Raw genomic sequence first — 16,229 nt, 5'->3', positions numbered from 1 at the left:
ATTATGCCCTCCCAAAGATATGACAGACAACAGTTGCCCCGGTTCCTCCCACATTGTGAGTCATACCGATATCTGCATCAAGTTGTCGTTTTCCGGCATCTCCACGAAGTTGTTTCACAACCTCGTAGACCTGCTTGATTCCGGTTGCTCCGACCGGGTGTCCACATGCCTTGAGCCCTCCACTTGGGTTGATTGGAAGTTTTCCTCCAAGAGCTGTGTATCCTTCTTCAGTTAGTTTTCCTGCCTCTCCTTTCTTGCAGAAACCGAGATCCTCAATGGCACAGATCTCTGCAATGGTAAAGCAGTCATGCACCTCAACAAACCCGATATCCTTTCGCTCTAATTTTGCCGTCTGGAATGCTCTGTTTCCCGCGGCGACTGTAGCATCGAGGGTGCAGATATCTTTCCGGTCATGAAGTGCGATTGAACTTGAGGCCTGTCCGCAACCGAGAACCTTGATTGGTGTGTCAGTGAACTGGCGGGCTTTTTCCAGTGGTGCAAGAATAACTGCAGAAGCACCGTCTGTTACCGGTGAACAGTCAAAGAGCCTGAGCGGATCTGCAACCAGGGTAGACTTTAAAACAGTGTCAAGCGTGATTGGCTTCTGGAACTGTGCATTTGGATTCAATGCCCCGTTTTCATGGTTCTTTACTGCCACCTGGGCTAACTGTTCACGGGTTAGTCCATACCTGTGCATGTACTGGGTGGCGATCATTGCATAGAGACCTGGGAATGTAATTCCTGCAATTCCTTCCCATTCTCTGTCTGCAGCTGCGGCGAGAACGTCTGTAGTGACTTCTGTGTCCACATCAGTCATCTTCTCGACTCCTGCTGCTACAACGATGTCTGACATTCCTGAAGCAACTGCAGTGTATGCCTGTCTGAATGCAAGTCCGCCTGATGCACATGCAGCTTCCACACGTGTCGCTGGTATGTTTTCAGTTGCAAGGCCTGCATAATCTGCAATGAGTGCTCCAATGTGTTCCTGTTCAACAAATCTGCCTGCACTCATGTTGCCGACAAAGATCTCATCGATGTGTTCACCTGAGAGATTTGCATCCTCAAGTGCCAGGGCACCAGCGTCAACAAAGAGATTCCTGAATGAACTCTCCCACTTCTCACCGAACTTTGTGCAACCGACTCCGATAACTGCGACTTCTCTCATTCCATCATCACCACTTTGCCTTTGTGTTTGGCATAAACTGCATAGTCAACGAGCTTTTTGTCAGCCAGAAGGGCTGCAACAGATGGGGCTGCTTCACGATGGAAGAGATCAGAGGTGATGACATCAGTCACGGTCATGTCAAAAGAATCGCTACCTGATCCTGATCCATAACTGGTCATAAAGATCCGATCTCCTGGTTTTGCAACATCAAGGACTGCAGAGAGCCCGACCATTGATGCTCCTGAATATGTATTTCCAAGGTAGGTTACTGCAAGTCCCGGTTTTATCTGGTCCATTGAAAATCCGAGCATACCTGCTGCCTGAACTGGAAACTTCCCATTTGGCTGATGGAAGACTGCAAAGTCATAATCTGATGGTTTGGTTCCCATCTTTTCGAGCATCATTTTTGATGCCCCGATTACATGCTTGAAGTATGCTGGCTCGCCGGTAAACCTTCCCCCGTGTCGTGGGTATGGTTTATTTTCACGTCTCCAGAAATCAGGTGTATCGGTTGAGAATGAACATGTGTGATTTATATCAACAATCGGATCATCGTTTCCGATAACAAATGCTGCTCCTCCGGCTGCTGCCGTATATTCAAGTGCATCTCCGGGTTCTCCCTGAGCAATATCTGCACCGACAGCAACAGAAAGTTTCACCATTCCGGATTTTACAAGACCCATAGAGGTCTGAATTGCTGCAGTTCCTGCTTTACAGGCAAATTCGTAATCTGCTGCAGTCATCACAGGTGTTGCCCCGATAGCTTCTCCAACTGTCACTGCAGTGGGCTTGACCGCATACGGGTGCGATTCGGATCCAACGTATACAGCTTCGATATCAACCGGGTTGATCTCACGCCGGGCCATTGCTGCACGGGTGGCCTCAACTGAGATGGTGATGGTGTCTTCGTCCATGTCGGGAAGACTCTTCTCAAATACGCCGAGTCCCTTAGAGATCTCGGCACCATTCGCACCCCAGACCCGTGCGATCTCTTCTACCTTGATACGGTAACGTGGAATGTACGCTCCGTATGAGATGATTCCTACCATTTTTCGTCCCTCAGATTCTCCACGATCTCTTCAATATCCTTCTCGGTACACATCAGGGTGATATGATCCTTTTCTGCCATTTTTGGCACAATCGGATGAACCTCCCCTGGTGAGATACCATGGAGGACTACGCACCGGGGTTTAAAGGGGGTAACCCGGATCGCCACCATCGGTGACTTTCCGTTGGAAACTCCAGTGAAGATAAGCGCACGTTCGGTGCTCCACCCGTAGATCCGGTTGAACTCGTTTGATGAAAGGTTCATTATAGCCTTGATACTGTCGATTATCGTGTACCCATAGATCGTCAAATCTGTGGGTCCTGTGAGGAGCTCTCCTCCGATTACCCTGCAGAAGGTATCAAGGGTAATCTGGTTTGAGTAATCATGAAGATCATAGATGACACCTTCACCCATCTCAGCAAAGAGGAGAGAGGCAAATTTCTGAATATATCTGCCTCCTCTTCCTTCATCTATGGCAAGAATGCTATCCACGATTCGTCCGATAATCGCAGTACCCGGGCTTTTCCTCCTCCCGCTTTCATAGTCACTGATGACTGAAGGCGAGACACCGAGAAACTCGGACAGGTGTCCCTGAGATATGTCAAAACTCATTCGCCATTTCTTCAGGGTCTTCCCCGGAGAATCAGAGAGGGTTATCTCCCCCGCCATCTTTTCTGCAAGCCGATGGCGCAGTCCCGGTTCCATGCCTGTACAGTGAGGGAGGGTGAAGTTAAATAATTAACGAAATACAAATCGACAAAGATCGAACTTTGGTATTTCAGGTTTCTGGTTATTAGTCTTTGGGAAGTATTTCTTCGTATAAATTTTTTAGATTAGCTTTCCACGATTTGAGTTTCATCAAACGTTCCATCTGACCATTGCCATGCAAAAATTTATCGTGCTGTGTTGCGATAGAAAATTTTTATCGTCTCCTCGACGAGCAGGAGGTAGCCCTATGGCAATCATAAAACGTGAACGTGACCCATTTGAAGCATTTCGTACCGAGATGGATTCTCTCTTCGCAGATATGGAAAGTCGTTTTCACAGCCTGGTTCCATCTTTTCCTTCTTACAGCCAGAGAATCCGTGAAATGCCCACATTGTCAACTGGAGGTTTTTCTATTGACGTAAGGGATGAAAGTGAAGAAGTTGTTGCCCGTGCTGATATCCCCGGGTGCCAAAAAGACATGGTTAAGGTCCGCCTCATAAGGCCGAATCTGCTTCAGATTACATGTGAGAGAAAGGAAGAGAAAGAGGAAGAGGAAAAGGATTTTTTTATTAGAGAACGGTTTTTCGGGACAGTGAGCAGGAGTGTCCCACTCCCTGCAGAAGTATCAGAGGATAATGCCAAAGCAACTTTTGAGAATGGAGTCCTTGAGGTTCATTTCAAAAAATCACCCCGTGAAATATCAGGAGATATTCCAATCTCATGAAGGATCCACTTTACAATTTTTCATTTACAACTTTGATGGAATAGATTGGGTCTATAAGTGCAGTGCCATTTTCAATAGTGCATCCGAGAACGTGTCCACCTACAGTTTTGTCAGCAGAAATATAATGCAGGTGGAATCCTGCGTAGTTTACGCCCTGCATGTATGCCGGGAACCAGAATCCTGATATTGTGCCGGTAGTGTTTGTGAGATTAAAGACACTCTGGTTGGCAATAACAGAAGAGAGAGGCGGATATGGTTTTTGCTGAATCGGAACACTTCTGACCTTCATTTCAGGGAAAAATCCGTCCACCCTGATCGCATATATACAGTCCTTTGATGGGAATGACTGGTTCAATTCTTCTTCGAGCTCTGTGATATTTTCAGATTGTGAAAACTCATGTGTCTGTTCTGGATTGAACCAGACTGTATTCATGAAGGTAATTCCAGTGTCTCCCGGAGGCGTGTGTACTACTCCGTCAGAGGTAACCTGATATACTGTTCCGTTGAGCTGGATCAACTCACCATCCATATTTTCAAATCCACCCACCCCAAGATCACCATATTTATTCATATCATCGACGGTGGCATGACGATCGTAGTTACCTTCCTCAAGAACTGAGAAAACTCCTGCCTGTGAGGTGAGATCTTCATGACTTTGCTCTGCAACTGCGAGAAAAACAGTAGCACCGAAAAACAGCATAAGAATTGTAAAGATGAGTATTATCCGACTAAAACACATAGCATCATTTCGCCCCTGTGAGTGATGAAACCTCCTTAATATCGGTTCGATGAAAAAAAGTTCGGGCTACTTTTTGCATCTGGAAGTTGGTTCTCCACAAAGGTTGATCAGTACCTACAGCCAAATGAGATAACCTGTCCGCATACCGGGGGCGATTCATATTAACCGATATATCTGTATTCACGGACACTTTTACCAGCCTCCCAGAGAGAATCCGTGGCTTGAAGAGATTGAATATCAGAGTTCTGCATATCCATACCATGACTGGAATGAACTGGTAACAGCAGAGTGTTACACTCCCAATGCTTCATCCCGGATCCTGGGTTCTGGCAGGCAAATTCTGGATATCGTCAACAATTATGCCAGTATCAGTTTTAATTTTGGTCCGACTCTCCTTTCCTGGATAGAAGATCACAATCCCGATCTCTATCATCAGATTATCCAGGCAGATCGGAAAAGTCAGGAGCGGTTTTCAGGTCATGGTTCAGCGATCGCACAGGTCTATAATCATATCATCATGCCTCTTGCTACCCGGAGAGACAAAGAGACTGAGATCATTTGGGGGATCCGCGACTTTGTCTCTCGGTTCAGCCGGATGCCGGAAGGTATGTGGCTTGCTGAAACTGCTGTTGATACCGAGACACTTGAGATACTGGCAGAACAGGGCATCCTCTTTACAATCCTCTCTCCATATCAGGCGAGACGTATCAGGAAAAGTGCTGGTAGTTCATGGGAACTGACAGATCCACAGAAGCTTGATGCAGGCAGACCCTATCTCTGCAGACTTCCGTCAGGAAGATCGATTGCTCTCTTTTTTTATGATTATGCCATAGCTGGCGAGATCGCCTTTGGTTCCCTGCTCAGTAATGGTGAACAGTTTGCAGACCGGATGATCTCAACATTTTCAGGTAGGGATGATTCTCCACGTCTTCTCAGTATTGCAACCGATGGAGAGACGTACGGGCATCATCACCGGTTTGCCGATATGGCTCTGGCATATGCACTCAATATCATTGAAGAAAAAAAACTAGCCAAAATTACCATATTTGGGGAGTATCTCGAAAATCATCCTCCCGAATATGTGGTTGAAATTTACGAAAATACATCGTGGAGCTGCAACCACGGAGTTGAACGATGGAAAAGTGACTGTGGATGCAGGACATATCATGCCTGTCTGATCTCTGATCCCGGGGAGTGTATCTCGCTTGCAAATACAACTCCTCCCAATAATCCAAGACTCTGGAATCAGAAATGGCGGGGTCCACTCAGAGAGGCGATGGATAACCTGAATAATTCTCTTTCAGTGATGTACAAGAAGGAAGCAGGTTTACTACTCTCTGATCCCAGGGCAGCTCGCAATGAGTACATTGATCTCATACTTGAAAAGTCAGAAGATCGTCTTACCAGGTTTGTCTCACAGCATATGATCCCGGGAATCTCGTCAGATCAGATTGTAAGAGCACTAAAACTTCTTGAAGTTCAGCATAATGCCCTTCTCATGTATACCAGTTGCGGATGGTTTTTCGATGAACTCTCCGGGATTGAGACTGTTCAGGTAATGATGTACGCCTGTAGAGCGATACAACTGACACAAGAACTCACAGGTTTTGACTACGAACCGGCCTACACCGGTATACTCAGCCGTGCGGTTAGCAATATTCCGTCAAATGGCAGTGGTGCTGATATTTATGAAAATTATGTTAAGACTGCCGTGGTTGACAAAGACCAAATCGCCTGCTTCTATGCTATTTCCGCATTGTTGAGTGGCTCCATCAAAGATACTTCTCTCTACACTTATCAAATCAGATGTGGGCAATGTAGGTTAGAACGGGCCGATAATCTGGGGCTTATGACAAGTACTGCATTCTTCAGATCTGAACTGACTCATGAAGAATTTCATCTTGTTATTGCCTCTGTCTGGCTCGGTGAGATGGTCTATGTCGGTGGCACAAAGAAATTTGTATCAGAGGATGACTTTGCACAGATGGAACAGGATCTCTGGGATGCTTTTGGCAGGCGGGATAATCAGGGAATAATCCATAATCTGAAGAAAAACTGCGATGCCATGATCCCTTACAGAAAGATCTTTCCTGATGGAAGAAGGAAGATTCAGGAATCTGTTCTTGCTACAACTATGAGAGATCTTGAGTCTCACCTTTATGAGCTCTTTCCAGGGGATATTGCTCTCATGCCCTCGCTGAAAGGGGAAGGAATAACCCCTCCTACAATCCTTACCTCTCTCGAGCAGTTCATTCTCAATGCTGAAGTCAGGAGATGTCTTGAGAATGGAACCATTGGTATCCCCTTACTTAAAAAAGCGGTAACCCGGCTTATTCTGAGTAGAGCAACTCCCGACACCCGGTTGCTGAGCAGTTCAGCAACGAGTCGTATCAGTCGTGATGTAAAAAAGATAATGTTTGAGCCCTATTCAGTGCAAAAGATTCGCGATCTGAACTTATTGTTAAGGGCTCTCAAGCCCCTTTCACTCCCGCTGGATCTCAGGGAGAGTCAGAACATCTACTTTGCCAATTATTCCCGGTGTATTGATCAGGTAAGAAGGAATGTGGAAAATGATAAAGAGCTGCATCAGTGGATTGACGAATTTCAGGAGCTTGGCAAGTATTTTGATATTGTTTATGACGTCGCATCCTCATCTGAAGAAAACCACTCTCCAAATCCGCTCTGATTTTCAAATATGTATTTCAAAGAATCCCTTGTATATTAATCAGAGTGATCTATGAGAACGAGGGGAAGCGGAGTACTTCTGCATATCACTTCACTGCCATCACGGTTTGGAATTGGCGATCTCGGACCAGGTGCACATGATTTTGTTCAATTTTTAAAAGATGCAGGGCAGCGGTACTGGCAGATCCTCCCGATTCATCCTACTGAATATGAGTATGATAACTCCCCTTATCATTCATTATCCGCATTTGCCGGTAACCCTCTTCTGATAAGTCCTGATGTCTTGGTCTCTGATGGTTTTATCGGCCCGGAAGATCTTGAGCCGGTACCTGAATTTCCTTTGGAAAAGGTTGATTTTTCTCAGGTCATTGCATACAAAGACAAGGTATTCACCAGGGCTTTTGAGCGGTTCAGGGTATCAGATGATCAGTCAGGATTTGAGAAATTCTGCCACAAAAATGCAAAATGGCTTGATGATTATGCCCTCTTTCAGGTGCTTCGAAAGAAGTTTTCACCTGCTTTGTGGGGTGACTGGCCCTCAGATCTCAAACTTCGCATTCCTGAAGCGCTCAATCAGGCTTTTACTGAAAATCTCGAATTGGTTATGAAAGAGAAATTTCTTCAGTACCTCTTTTTTCTTCAGTGGGATATCTTCCGGTCAGTCTGCAAAGATGCCGGGATTCTTCTGATTGGTGACATTCCAATTTATGTTGATTATGATAGTGCTGATGTCTGGGTGCATCATCAGTTCTTTAAACTTGACACTGATCTAAAGCCGGCAGTCATTGCAGGTGTTCCTCCTGATTACTTTAGTGAAACAGGACAGATCTGGGACAGCCCGGTTTACGAATGGGATGAGCTGAAGAAAACCGGATATTCCTGGTGGATTGATCGTATTGAGCATCTTGCTTCCATGGTTGATTACATCCGGATAGATCACTTTCGCGGTCTGATAGATTTCTGGGAGATTCCTGCAGGTTCAGAGACTGCAATTTCAGGCAGCTGGGTATCTGCCCCCGGTTATGATCTGCTGAAAACGATTGCAAAACGGTCAGCATATCTCCCAATCATTGCTGAAGATCTTGGGGTCATCACCCCTGATGTAAGGGAGGTAATGCGTGAGTTCTCCCTTCCTGGTATGAAAGTACTGCTCTTTGCATTTGGAATCGGGATGCCAAACAGCCCGTATATTCCTCATAATATCTCAAGCAACTGTGTGGTCTACACCGGTACCCATGATAATCCACCTGTCTATGGATGGTTTATGTCCGAGGCAACAGAAGAAGAGAAGAAAAATCTGGCTGCGTATCTTGGCAGGGACCCAGAGCCTCAAGAGGTTAGTTGGTTACTCATCAGGCTCGCAATGATGAGTGTTGGCAGCACGGTGATCATCCCAATGCAGGATCTCCTGAATCTTGGGAATGAATCACGGATGAACTGTCCCGGAACTAAAACAGGTAACTGGCTGTGGCGATTCTCGAAAGAACAGATCCCTGTTATTCTCCCTGAAAAACTTCACGCTCTGACTGAGTTATATGCCAGATAAATAACCGATTCTACTTTTTTGATTCCGAGGTATAATGTGAGTCATCGGGGGTGACCACATTTTTGAGATCGATCTCACCGATGATAACGCATTAATAATATCCTCCTCATATATGGTATCATGACAGGGCCTGAGGATCTTGAATGCCTGAAGCACATTGCTCTCCGGGGCGGACTTCATGATCCGGTCTTTCTCAACTCGCAGGGTCTGGGATGTGAACTTGGAATTAGTCCACAGACTGCTTCACGACGCCTTAAGTCACTGGAGCAGCAGGAACTCATCAAACGGACCATCATCGCTGACGGTCAGCAAATTACTATCAGCGAAGAGGGCGAGTCAGTACTTCGGAAGGAATACTGCGACTATTACCGGCTCTTTGGAAGAAAAGAGACGCAGTACCAGTTCCCTGGAACGGTGGAGTCCGGCCTTGGGGAAGGCGCATACTACATGAGCATCCGCCAGTATGTTCACCAGTTTGAGAAGATTTTGGGGTTTGCACCATATCCAGGTACATTGAATCTCCGTCTTTCACCTGTTGCAATCCAGCGAAGAAAAAAACTGACTATCGCTGACTGGTTAGTAGTTGATGGTTTTGAATCAGAGGGCCGGACATTTGGTCAGGTCCGGTGTCTTCCCTGCCTGATTGGTAATATTCCCTGTGGTATTGTAGTTCCAGGAAGATCGCATTATCCTGATGCACTCGTTGAAGTGGTAGCACCAGTGGGTCTGCGACGTGAACTGAATCTAAAGGATGGAGATGAGGTTATGATTGAGGTTTCATTATGATTCGTGAGGCACTTGATGCACTTAAGAAGGGTGAGATGGTACTGCTCTATGATTTTGATAACAGGGAGCGTGAGACAGATCTCACCATGCGATCTGATCGAATAACCCACCGGGATATCTGTCGGATGCGTCATGATGCCGGTGGTCTGATTTGTACTGCAATTCCGTTTGCATCAGCGAAGAAACTTGGACTCCCGTTTGCAAGGGATGTTCTCAGAAACTGCGCCATGGTTGAACAACTTGGTGACATTCCCTATGATCCCTCAAACAATTCTTCATTCTCACTCTGGGTAAATCACCGGAATACCTTCACCGGGATCACTGACAAGGATAGATCGCTTACCGTAAATGCTCTCTCGAAGGTTGTCCAGAATACTCTCGATGGGGAACCTGTTGTCTTTAAAGATCAGTTCAGAACTCCCGGTCATATGCCAGTGCTGATTGCAGCAGAAAAACTTCTTGATCAAAGGCATGGCCAGACTGAACTTTCTGTTGCCATGGCAGAGATGGCGGGGATCAACCCGACGATCAGTATCTGTGAGATGCTTGATGATGAGAGCGGGCTTGCTCTGTCAAAAGAAGAGGCGATCAAGTATGCAAAGAAACATGGTCTGGTCTTTGTCGAGGGATCAGAGGTTCTTGAAGAATGGGATAACCGTCAGACATAAGGTTAAATATCCTCCTGATTGTCTGTTCTTTTTTCATAGGATCAGGATTGGAAAACCAATTTATGGGCTATTGCATGTAGATTGTAACCTCAATGCGGTTTTATTATTAAATTAATAAAACTGGATTATCATATCTATAAGCCTGTATCCTCCTGAAACTAATCGACAATTCCGTGGTTAATTTAACAAAGTTGAAGGGGAAGGCCTTAGAAGGGGTTAAAAACTTTGTAAAACCTGATTGAAAGGGCTTATACTAAACTAGGTATGAAGATATCTGATGTAAAAAAGGGAATTACTAACTATAATCCATCCTGATTGGTTTCATAGATGGTGTGATTATGACATTAATCCAAGAAAAAAAGAAGGAGTGATTGCTTTACCCTCACCCATGAGGAGGCGGATCGTCTCTATTAATAGGTTGAGAGCCAGTAATTGAATCCTCCCGGTTAGAATAGCAGTTATCTCCTCCAATACATGGTTTTGGCATGTCAGACCAATCGATTGTCAATAGTTTAGGTGTTGGAGTAGGAGGGTAATTATTAAAAAAAATCTTATATTTCTCTCCTGCAGCTCCTGATTGATATAAACTAATAATATCGTCAATATTATATTGTGTACCGATATTCAATCCTCTTTTATTAGAGTCTGTTTGATCTCCTGAATCAATATTATATTGGAAGTAACTTTTCCATTTGCCTTCTACTATCTTCCATTGGTTGTAACTCCGGTCTTGAAGATCACCTTTTTCAATACTTTTTTCAAAATCTTTGAGTGCACCTGATACCTCATCCAATTTTTTAATGTTTGTGTCGTATCTGTCAACTCCTGATAAATATAGTGGATTATTAAAACCACTTGGATCTTTTTTATCTTCAATTGTGTGAACAACCGCTTGATAAATTGTGGTTTGTTGAACAGGATCTTTAGGATTGAAATTAGAGGGTATCGTTAACACACCATCTTTATAATTTATATTGCCTTTTGATGATTGGACAATATTCAGGCTATCGATAGTGTTGATAAATACCTCGGGTTTTCCTAAAGATGTTACTGAACTGAAACGATATCCTACATTTTGATTTAATTTATCGAGAGTTGCTTGTTTTACTTGCTCTTTTAATAAAATTGTATCTTTTCCCATATTCAGTTGTGTTCTAGTCTTATCCTGAGAATCTCTAATTTTTTTAATGGAATTTTCAATTTCGTTTAATTTTTGCAATGTTATTACCATTTCATTCCTTGTAGTTCCTGAATCAGGAGAAAATCCTGGATCATGCTTATCCTCGGTCACCTTATTTGAAGCCTGTTTATTTGCTGGATCATAAGACCAATGGTTAGCCGTCACATCCTCATATGGATTGGTTACTGCTTGGGCAATTGGAAAAAGGAAAACTAAAAAAACTGCAAGAAAAATAAGAATCCGCTTCTCTTTATATTTGAACATGATTGAAATTTGAATTACATTTATAAATAAATGCCGTTAATGCCCCTACTCTTAATTCGTAAGCAGAATGCGAATATCCTGATTATTTACTCATCAATAATACTGATATCAATGGTTTGGGACACTCCATGATTATGGGAGATTTACCGACACTGCAATTCCATTTACATCTACTAAAAAATTGGCCTTCTGTTTCACAGGTTTATCATCAAGGACATTGCTATGGTCGAACAGCTCGATATTCCGTATGATCCCTCAAACAATTCTTCATTCTCACTCTGGGTAAATCACTGGAACACCTTCACAGGGATTACTGACAAGGATCGATCCCCTCACGGTGAACGCCCTCTCACAAGTTGTTCAGAATACTCTTGATGGGGAACCTGTTGTCTTTAAAGATCAGTTCAGAACTCCCGGTCATATGCCTGTGCTGATTGCAGCAGAAAACTTCTAGATTAGAGACATGGCCAGACTGAACTTTCTGTTACCATGGCAGAGATGGCGGCGATCAGCCCGACGATCAGTATCTGTGAGATGCTTGATGATGAGAGCGGGCTTGCTCTGTCAAAAGAAGAGGTGATCAGGTATGCAAAGAAACATGGTCTGGTCTTTGTCGAAGGTTCAGAGGTTCTTGAAGAGTGGGACAAGGTGCGGTGAGGAAAATATTGGATTACTCTTCTTCAAAATAATCCAGATCTACTCTTTTGATGGTGTATGTAGCAACAGGTGAAACACCTACATTATATTCGATCATCAGGTTTGCCAGTTGGTTTCCGTCAATCAGAACTATCTTCTTCTCAATCCCTTTTATATAATTAAGTGCATCCTGAGTAAACACTGATGTTGTAATAAATATCCCTTTTTTTGCTCTGACCCCATCTAATGCCCCTGCAAATGATTGGATCTCAGGTCTTCCTACTGAATTTTTCCATCGTTTTGCTTGTAAAAAAATTGCATCCAATCCAAGTTTGTCCTCTTTGATGATCCCATCAATTCCTCCATCTCCGGTTCTGCCCACTGATTGAGCTGCATCATTGTGGGATCCCCCATATCCCATTGCGACAAGAACATCGAGGACGAGACTTTCAAAAAATCTAGGTGAACAGTTGAGTATCTGTTGCATAAGGTCAGAAATAAGTTCGTTCTGTATCTGTTGGTAGCCTTCTGTTAGTATTTCAGGTGGCGTTCTTGTATCTGGGAAGTCTTTATGGTGAATATCCTCATGTTCAGATTTTTGGGGATTAAAACTGCGCTTAAATGCCCTGAAACTTTCAAATTGATCGAGATATTCATCAGAGAGTTCAGTCAAATTTTGTTTCAGCGTCTCCTTTCCCTGATATGTTATCTGGATAATGCCTCGTCCGGGATTTGTTATTAGACCTGCCTTTTTCAGGTACGTCTTTGCCCAGCCAACTCTGCTTGAAATGATCTTTTGCTTTCCACTTGGAAGGACTCTTTCCCTTTCTTCTTCATTTAGATGATATTGTTCAGCAAGTTTCTCAGTTAAATCCCGCATTGTATGTTGCTGCCCATCACTCAAATGTTGAAGAAGAGGGTACATAAGCACGTCATACGTTGGTATCATCATCAATTCACCTGGGAGTATGTGGTATTTATGAACATTAAAAATCTTAAAGAACCGATGAATAGTATTATCTGATATTTCCCTTTGTTATTTTCTATCGATTAAATATAAGGAAGAAAAGTATTGGGAGGTTAAATCTCAACAGTTTTTAAGGCTTCGTGAACCATTCGTTTCCAGACATCAGGAGACTGTTTATAGATCTCTTTTGATTTTACCAGATCCGGATTCTCATCAGTCTTTTCAAGCCGCTCAAGGGTTCGTGTCGCAGTATCCAGGATCCAGCAGTCATGCACCTGTTTATTGACAGCAGCCACAGACTCAGCCCGTACCGACACTAGTGTTCTCCCGTCAGGGGCAGTAAACACGTTGGGTTTTCCTATCACCGCTACATAGGTTGGCTTTGCTTCAACAGTCGGTGTCTCGATGGATGCAATCTGGTGCATCGCCTCTGGCTGATAACTACCTGCACTGACAAAGAAGAAACCACTCGGATCCTTCACCTTGATCTGGTAGAAGACGGCTTCACCCTCTGATTTTTTCTTATCTGCAAGAAGTCCTACCAGAAATACCCTGTTACATCGCTCTCCGGTTGGGAGGAGTACAAAGGTCGGGCTTTTGTCTTCACTACCTTCCTTGAAGTGGTATGTTGTTTCCCTGAACTCTGCTGCAAAAACACGCTTTGCCGGTTCACGTTCATATCGCTGGAATGCAGTCTGCTCACTCATGGCTGGTCACCTCTGAACGGTTCAGCAGATCAGCATGTCGTGCTGAATCGAACGTGAGAAACGAACAAGATGATGTAAAGAGTCTGTTCTCAATGACTCTTCCCTGACATGAGATATAGCGGCCGAGTAATGCTTCACAAAGGTGGTAATACACTGTCTCAAGACCCAGTGGATTGTTCTCAGCCATCTCTTTGGCACCATCCAGTGTGAGACCGAGAAGTTTCTCGACTCCTTCCCGTGATATGATTGTATCCCAGGTCTGTCGTCCATTATCAAGCCACCCTTTGATTCTGAGATCATATTGAAAATCGGGTTGAATCTCATGGATCTGGCAGTAGTTCTGCCTTGTCAGTACTCTCCCGCATCCCTCAACCGGGCAGCGTTTGATGAGGCCTGAACCGGGTGAGATATGAACCAGTGCACCAGTAACCTCATCACCGGATGCTTTCACTTCTATCTCTCCGGTTTCATCAGGTATTACAACAGATCCGTTGAGGGTCAGGGATGGTCGTCCGTTATATTCGTCGGCTGATGCATACTGAATTGTGTAAATTTTTCCAGGAATCAGTCGTTCTATTGAATCATCTTTCCATGCCACGAATCTGATGGTTCCTGTCTCATCACCAAGGACTCCGGACTGTAGGATTCGCTCACTCGTATTTTCATATTCCTGGGCTACTTTTACATGCAGGCAGACAATCCCTGGTTTTATCTCAGCGACCGGAGTTATTGCAGGTTCAAGACTGTGTTCTCCCTGAAGTGAAGAAATCCTACTACCTGAACTGAGTTGCAGGTTCATTGCCTCGCGATAGAGGTCAGCAATTGCGTATTCGAATCGATACCAACCTCCGGTCTCTATCTCTGCCACCTGTTCTCCCTGCCTGATGGTGAATCTTATTGCCCCGGTGTTGTCAGCAATGACGCCTGCTGCTCTCACTGCTCCTTCCAGATGAGGGTTATATGAAATAACCTTTCCTTCCAGACTGGTAAGACCCGGATTCAGGCTTGAGATTGGTGATATTTCTATCTGTGGAAGAGTCTCACCTGATAGTGGCGTTACTACTGTTCCTGATGTGATCTTGATATTTTTTTGTGAGTTATATTCATCAAGCACAGCTGATTCAAACCGGTACCATCCTCCTGCCTGGAGAGCCGGAGCATGAGCATTAGCCCAGACAGTAAGTCTCATCACACCTGAGGCATGTGCAAAGATACCGGTCTGTGCTATTGAAGCAGTTCGGGGAGGGAATAGAACAGTTACCACTCCTTCGACAGTAGTTGTTTCTGGTGCTGATCGTTCAGGGAGCGGGCTGACATTAATTGCCGCTGCATCATCTGGCAGGCTGGTAGCTCCGTTGAGAGTCAGAGACAATCGTCCGTTGAATTCATCAGCGGAAGCATAGTAGATCGTGTATGCCATCCCGGGAACAAGCCGTTCTGCAGACTCATCCTTCCAGGTTACAAACCTGATTGTACCGCTTTCGTCTCCCAGGATACCGGACTGGAACATCCTCTCGCTTGAACTGGCATACTCCTGAAGCACTTTTACCCGGACACAGACAATCCCGGGTTTAATTCCTGCAACTGGAGATATGGCTGGCCGAAGGCTGCGATCATCTGATATCTGGGTTATCTTTGTTCCTGCATTGAACTGCAGATTCATGGCTCCACGATAGAGATCAGCGACTACATACTCAATCTGGTACCATCCTCCCTCTTCTATTGAAGGCAAAGTGATCCCTCTTCTGATAGTGAATCTGATAGCCCCGGATCCGTCAGCAATGACCCCGGCTATCTGAACTGGTCCATCAGCACGTTCTGTATAAGAGACCACTTTCCCTTCCAGGCTGATTATACCCCTATGTAGATCTACGATAGGAGTTTTTTCAATTACAGGGAGTCGATCGTGCGCAATAGGAAATATCGCTGTCCCTGAATGGACCTGAAAACCAGGTTGATTGTTAAACTCGTCAACAGCAGCTGACTCAAACCGGTACCACTCTCCCAGTTCGAGAGCCGGGGCCTGTGCCTTGGCCCAGACAGTGAACCGTATAGATCCCGACTGGTCAGCGAGTATACCACTTTGTGCGACTGAAGGAGATCGTGATTCAAAAAGAACTGTTACAACTCCCTCAATTGTTGCCCAGTCTCCGATTTTAACCTCCGCAATGGGTGTTGCTTCAGGGGCATCAGATGCTACTGGTGCAGAATGAATCTGTTCATCAAGGCCGAACTCCCGTGAATAATCACTGACTATTGAGCGTTCAGCCTCTTCTTCAGGAACCCCGAACTCGTTGATCATCCGGGCGAGTTTCTCCTCTATCTTTGCCGGTTCGATCTGATGACCCAATGCAGCAAACTTTTCGGAGATCCTTTGTGTAATCGGTGTCAGGTCCATATGTCATC

The 16,229-nt window shown here is 44.8% G+C and carries 15 protein-coding genes; 7 read left to right on the top strand and 8 right to left on the bottom strand.

Features of this window, described 5'->3' with window-relative positions; all coding sequences use genetic code 11:
• Position 1: 1 nt before the first annotated feature.
• Genes DK846_RS15640 through DK846_RS15630 form a run of 3 tightly spaced genes read right to left on the bottom strand, consistent with a single transcriptional unit; the run spans position 2 to position 2,918 of the window.
• The gene (locus DK846_RS15640) at positions 2-1,165 is read right to left on the bottom strand and encodes a thiolase domain-containing protein (protein ID WP_109969931.1); all 1,164 of its coding nucleotides are present in this window, start codon (positions 1,163-1,165) and stop codon (positions 2-4) included.
• Positions 1,162-2,214: a hydroxymethylglutaryl-CoA synthase gene (locus DK846_RS15635; protein WP_109969930.1), complete on the bottom strand. Its 1,053-nt coding sequence runs from the start codon at positions 2,212-2,214 to the stop codon at positions 1,162-1,164. The genes DK846_RS15640 and DK846_RS15635 overlap by 4 nt, the downstream gene beginning before the upstream one ends.
• Positions 2,208-2,918, bottom strand: coding sequence for a helix-turn-helix domain-containing protein (locus DK846_RS15630; protein WP_109969929.1), 711 nt, complete (start codon positions 2,916-2,918; stop codon positions 2,208-2,210). The genes DK846_RS15635 and DK846_RS15630 overlap by 7 nt, the downstream gene beginning before the upstream one ends.
• A 250-nt stretch (positions 2,919-3,168) precedes the next feature.
• Here DK846_RS15630 and DK846_RS15625 point away from each other — a divergent pair, with 250 nt between their 5' ends.
• Positions 3,169-3,645, top strand: a complete 477-nt coding sequence (locus DK846_RS15625; protein ID WP_181391827.1) for an Hsp20/alpha crystallin family protein — start codon at positions 3,169-3,171, stop codon at positions 3,643-3,645.
• Between the two features lie 10 nt (positions 3,646-3,655).
• On the opposite strand, the gene budA is transcribed toward DK846_RS15625, so the two are convergent.
• Positions 3,656-4,384, bottom strand: coding sequence for an acetolactate decarboxylase (gene budA, locus DK846_RS15620; protein WP_109969927.1), 729 nt, complete (start codon positions 4,382-4,384; stop codon positions 3,656-3,658).
• Between the two features lie 142 nt (positions 4,385-4,526).
• On the opposite strand from budA, the gene DK846_RS15615 reads away from it, so the two are divergent.
• From DK846_RS15615 to ribB, 4 genes are all read left to right on the top strand, one after another.
• Positions 4,527-7,070 carry a DUF3536 domain-containing protein gene (locus DK846_RS15615; protein WP_342769676.1) on the top strand — a complete coding sequence of 848 codons (2,544 nt, stop codon included), beginning with the start codon at positions 4,527-4,529 and terminating at the stop codon, positions 7,068-7,070.
• Positions 7,071-7,121: 51 nt separating this feature from the next.
• Positions 7,122-8,615, top strand: coding sequence for a 4-alpha-glucanotransferase (gene malQ / locus DK846_RS15610; RefSeq protein WP_109969925.1), 1,494 nt, complete (start codon positions 7,122-7,124; stop codon positions 8,613-8,615).
• Between the two features lie 120 nt (positions 8,616-8,735).
• Positions 8,736-9,401: a DUF120 domain-containing protein gene (locus tag DK846_RS15605; RefSeq protein ID WP_109969924.1), complete on the top strand. Its 666-nt coding sequence runs from the start codon at positions 8,736-8,738 to the stop codon at positions 9,399-9,401.
• A complete protein-coding gene (gene ribB, locus DK846_RS15600; protein WP_109969923.1) occupies positions 9,398-10,069 on the top strand; it encodes a 3,4-dihydroxy-2-butanone-4-phosphate synthase in 672 nt (223 codons plus the stop codon). Before DK846_RS15605 ends, ribB begins: the two co-directional genes overlap by 4 nt.
• Positions 10,070-10,451: 382 nt before the next feature.
• On the opposite strand, the gene DK846_RS15595 is transcribed toward ribB, so the two are convergent.
• Positions 10,452-11,513: a hypothetical protein gene (locus DK846_RS15595; protein ID WP_109969922.1), complete on the bottom strand. Its 1,062-nt coding sequence runs from the start codon at positions 11,511-11,513 to the stop codon at positions 10,452-10,454.
• Between the two features lie 222 nt (positions 11,514-11,735).
• On the opposite strand from DK846_RS15595, the gene DK846_RS18075 reads away from it, so the two are divergent.
• Together DK846_RS18075 and DK846_RS18070 are read left to right on the top strand one after the other, a co-directional pair.
• Complete coding sequence (locus DK846_RS18075; RefSeq protein WP_245926582.1) at positions 11,736-11,888, top strand: hypothetical protein; 153 nt, start codon at positions 11,736-11,738, stop codon at positions 11,886-11,888.
• Between the two features lie 114 nt (positions 11,889-12,002).
• Complete coding sequence (locus DK846_RS18070; RefSeq protein WP_245926581.1) at positions 12,003-12,170, top strand: 3,4-dihydroxy-2-butanone-4-phosphate synthase; 168 nt, start codon at positions 12,003-12,005, stop codon at positions 12,168-12,170.
• Between the two features lie 13 nt (positions 12,171-12,183).
• Here DK846_RS18070 and DK846_RS15585 read toward each other — a convergent pair whose 3' ends face one another.
• From DK846_RS15585 to DK846_RS15575, 3 genes are all read right to left on the bottom strand, one after another.
• Positions 12,184-13,101, bottom strand: a complete 918-nt coding sequence (locus tag DK846_RS15585; protein WP_109969921.1) for a restriction endonuclease — start codon at positions 13,099-13,101, stop codon at positions 12,184-12,186.
• 128 nt (positions 13,102-13,229) lie between these two features.
• Complete coding sequence (locus tag DK846_RS15580; protein ID WP_109969920.1) at positions 13,230-13,823, bottom strand: nucleic acid-binding protein; 594 nt, start codon at positions 13,821-13,823, stop codon at positions 13,230-13,232.
• Positions 13,816-16,221 carry a hypothetical protein gene (locus tag DK846_RS15575; RefSeq protein ID WP_109969919.1) on the bottom strand — a complete coding sequence of 802 codons (2,406 nt, stop codon included), beginning with the start codon at positions 16,219-16,221 and terminating at the stop codon, positions 13,816-13,818. Before DK846_RS15575 ends, DK846_RS15580 begins: the two co-directional genes overlap by 8 nt.
• Between the last annotated feature and the right edge of the window lie 8 nt (positions 16,222-16,229).

It is taken from the genome of Methanospirillum lacunae (assembly GCF_003173355.1).
Lineage (GTDB): Archaea > Halobacteriota > Methanomicrobia > Methanomicrobiales > Methanospirillaceae > Methanospirillum > Methanospirillum lacunae.
This window is presented reverse-complemented; position numbering and strand designations above follow the sequence as displayed.

Coding starts and splice junctions, on each gene's coding strand:
- DK846_RS15630 (WP_109969929.1), bottom strand. CDS start 2,918: ATGGAACCGGGACTGCGCCATCGGCTTGCAGAAAAGATGGCGGGGGAG.
- DK846_RS15625 (WP_181391827.1), top strand. CDS start 3,169: ATGGCAATCATAAAACGTGAACGTGACCCATTTGAAGCATTTCGTACC.
- DK846_RS15585 (WP_109969921.1), bottom strand. CDS start 13,101: ATGATGATACCAACGTATGACGTGCTTATGTACCCTCTTCTTCAACAT.
- DK846_RS15605 (WP_109969924.1), top strand. CDS start 8,736: ATGACAGGGCCTGAGGATCTTGAATGCCTGAAGCACATTGCTCTCCGG.
- DK846_RS15580 (WP_109969920.1), bottom strand. CDS start 13,823: ATGAGTGAGCAGACTGCATTCCAGCGATATGAACGTGAACCGGCAAAG.
- DK846_RS15640 (WP_109969931.1), bottom strand. CDS start 1,165: ATGAGAGAAGTCGCAGTTATCGGAGTCGGTTGCACAAAGTTCGGTGAG.
- malQ (WP_109969925.1), top strand. CDS start 7,122: ATGAGAACGAGGGGAAGCGGAGTACTTCTGCATATCACTTCACTGCCA.
- DK846_RS15635 (WP_109969930.1), bottom strand. CDS start 2,214: ATGGTAGGAATCATCTCATACGGAGCGTACATTCCACGTTACCGTATC.
- DK846_RS18070 (WP_245926581.1), top strand. CDS start 12,003: ATGGCAGAGATGGCGGCGATCAGCCCGACGATCAGTATCTGTGAGATG.
- DK846_RS15595 (WP_109969922.1), bottom strand. CDS start 11,513: ATGTTCAAATATAAAGAGAAGCGGATTCTTATTTTTCTTGCAGTTTTT.
- ribB (WP_109969923.1), top strand. CDS start 9,398: ATGATTCGTGAGGCACTTGATGCACTTAAGAAGGGTGAGATGGTACTG.
- DK846_RS18075 (WP_245926582.1), top strand. CDS start 11,736: ATGGTCGAACAGCTCGATATTCCGTATGATCCCTCAAACAATTCTTCA.
- budA (WP_109969927.1), bottom strand. CDS start 4,384: ATGTGTTTTAGTCGGATAATACTCATCTTTACAATTCTTATGCTGTTT.
- DK846_RS15575 (WP_109969919.1), bottom strand. CDS start 16,221: ATGGACCTGACACCGATTACACAAAGGATCTCCGAAAAGTTTGCTGCA.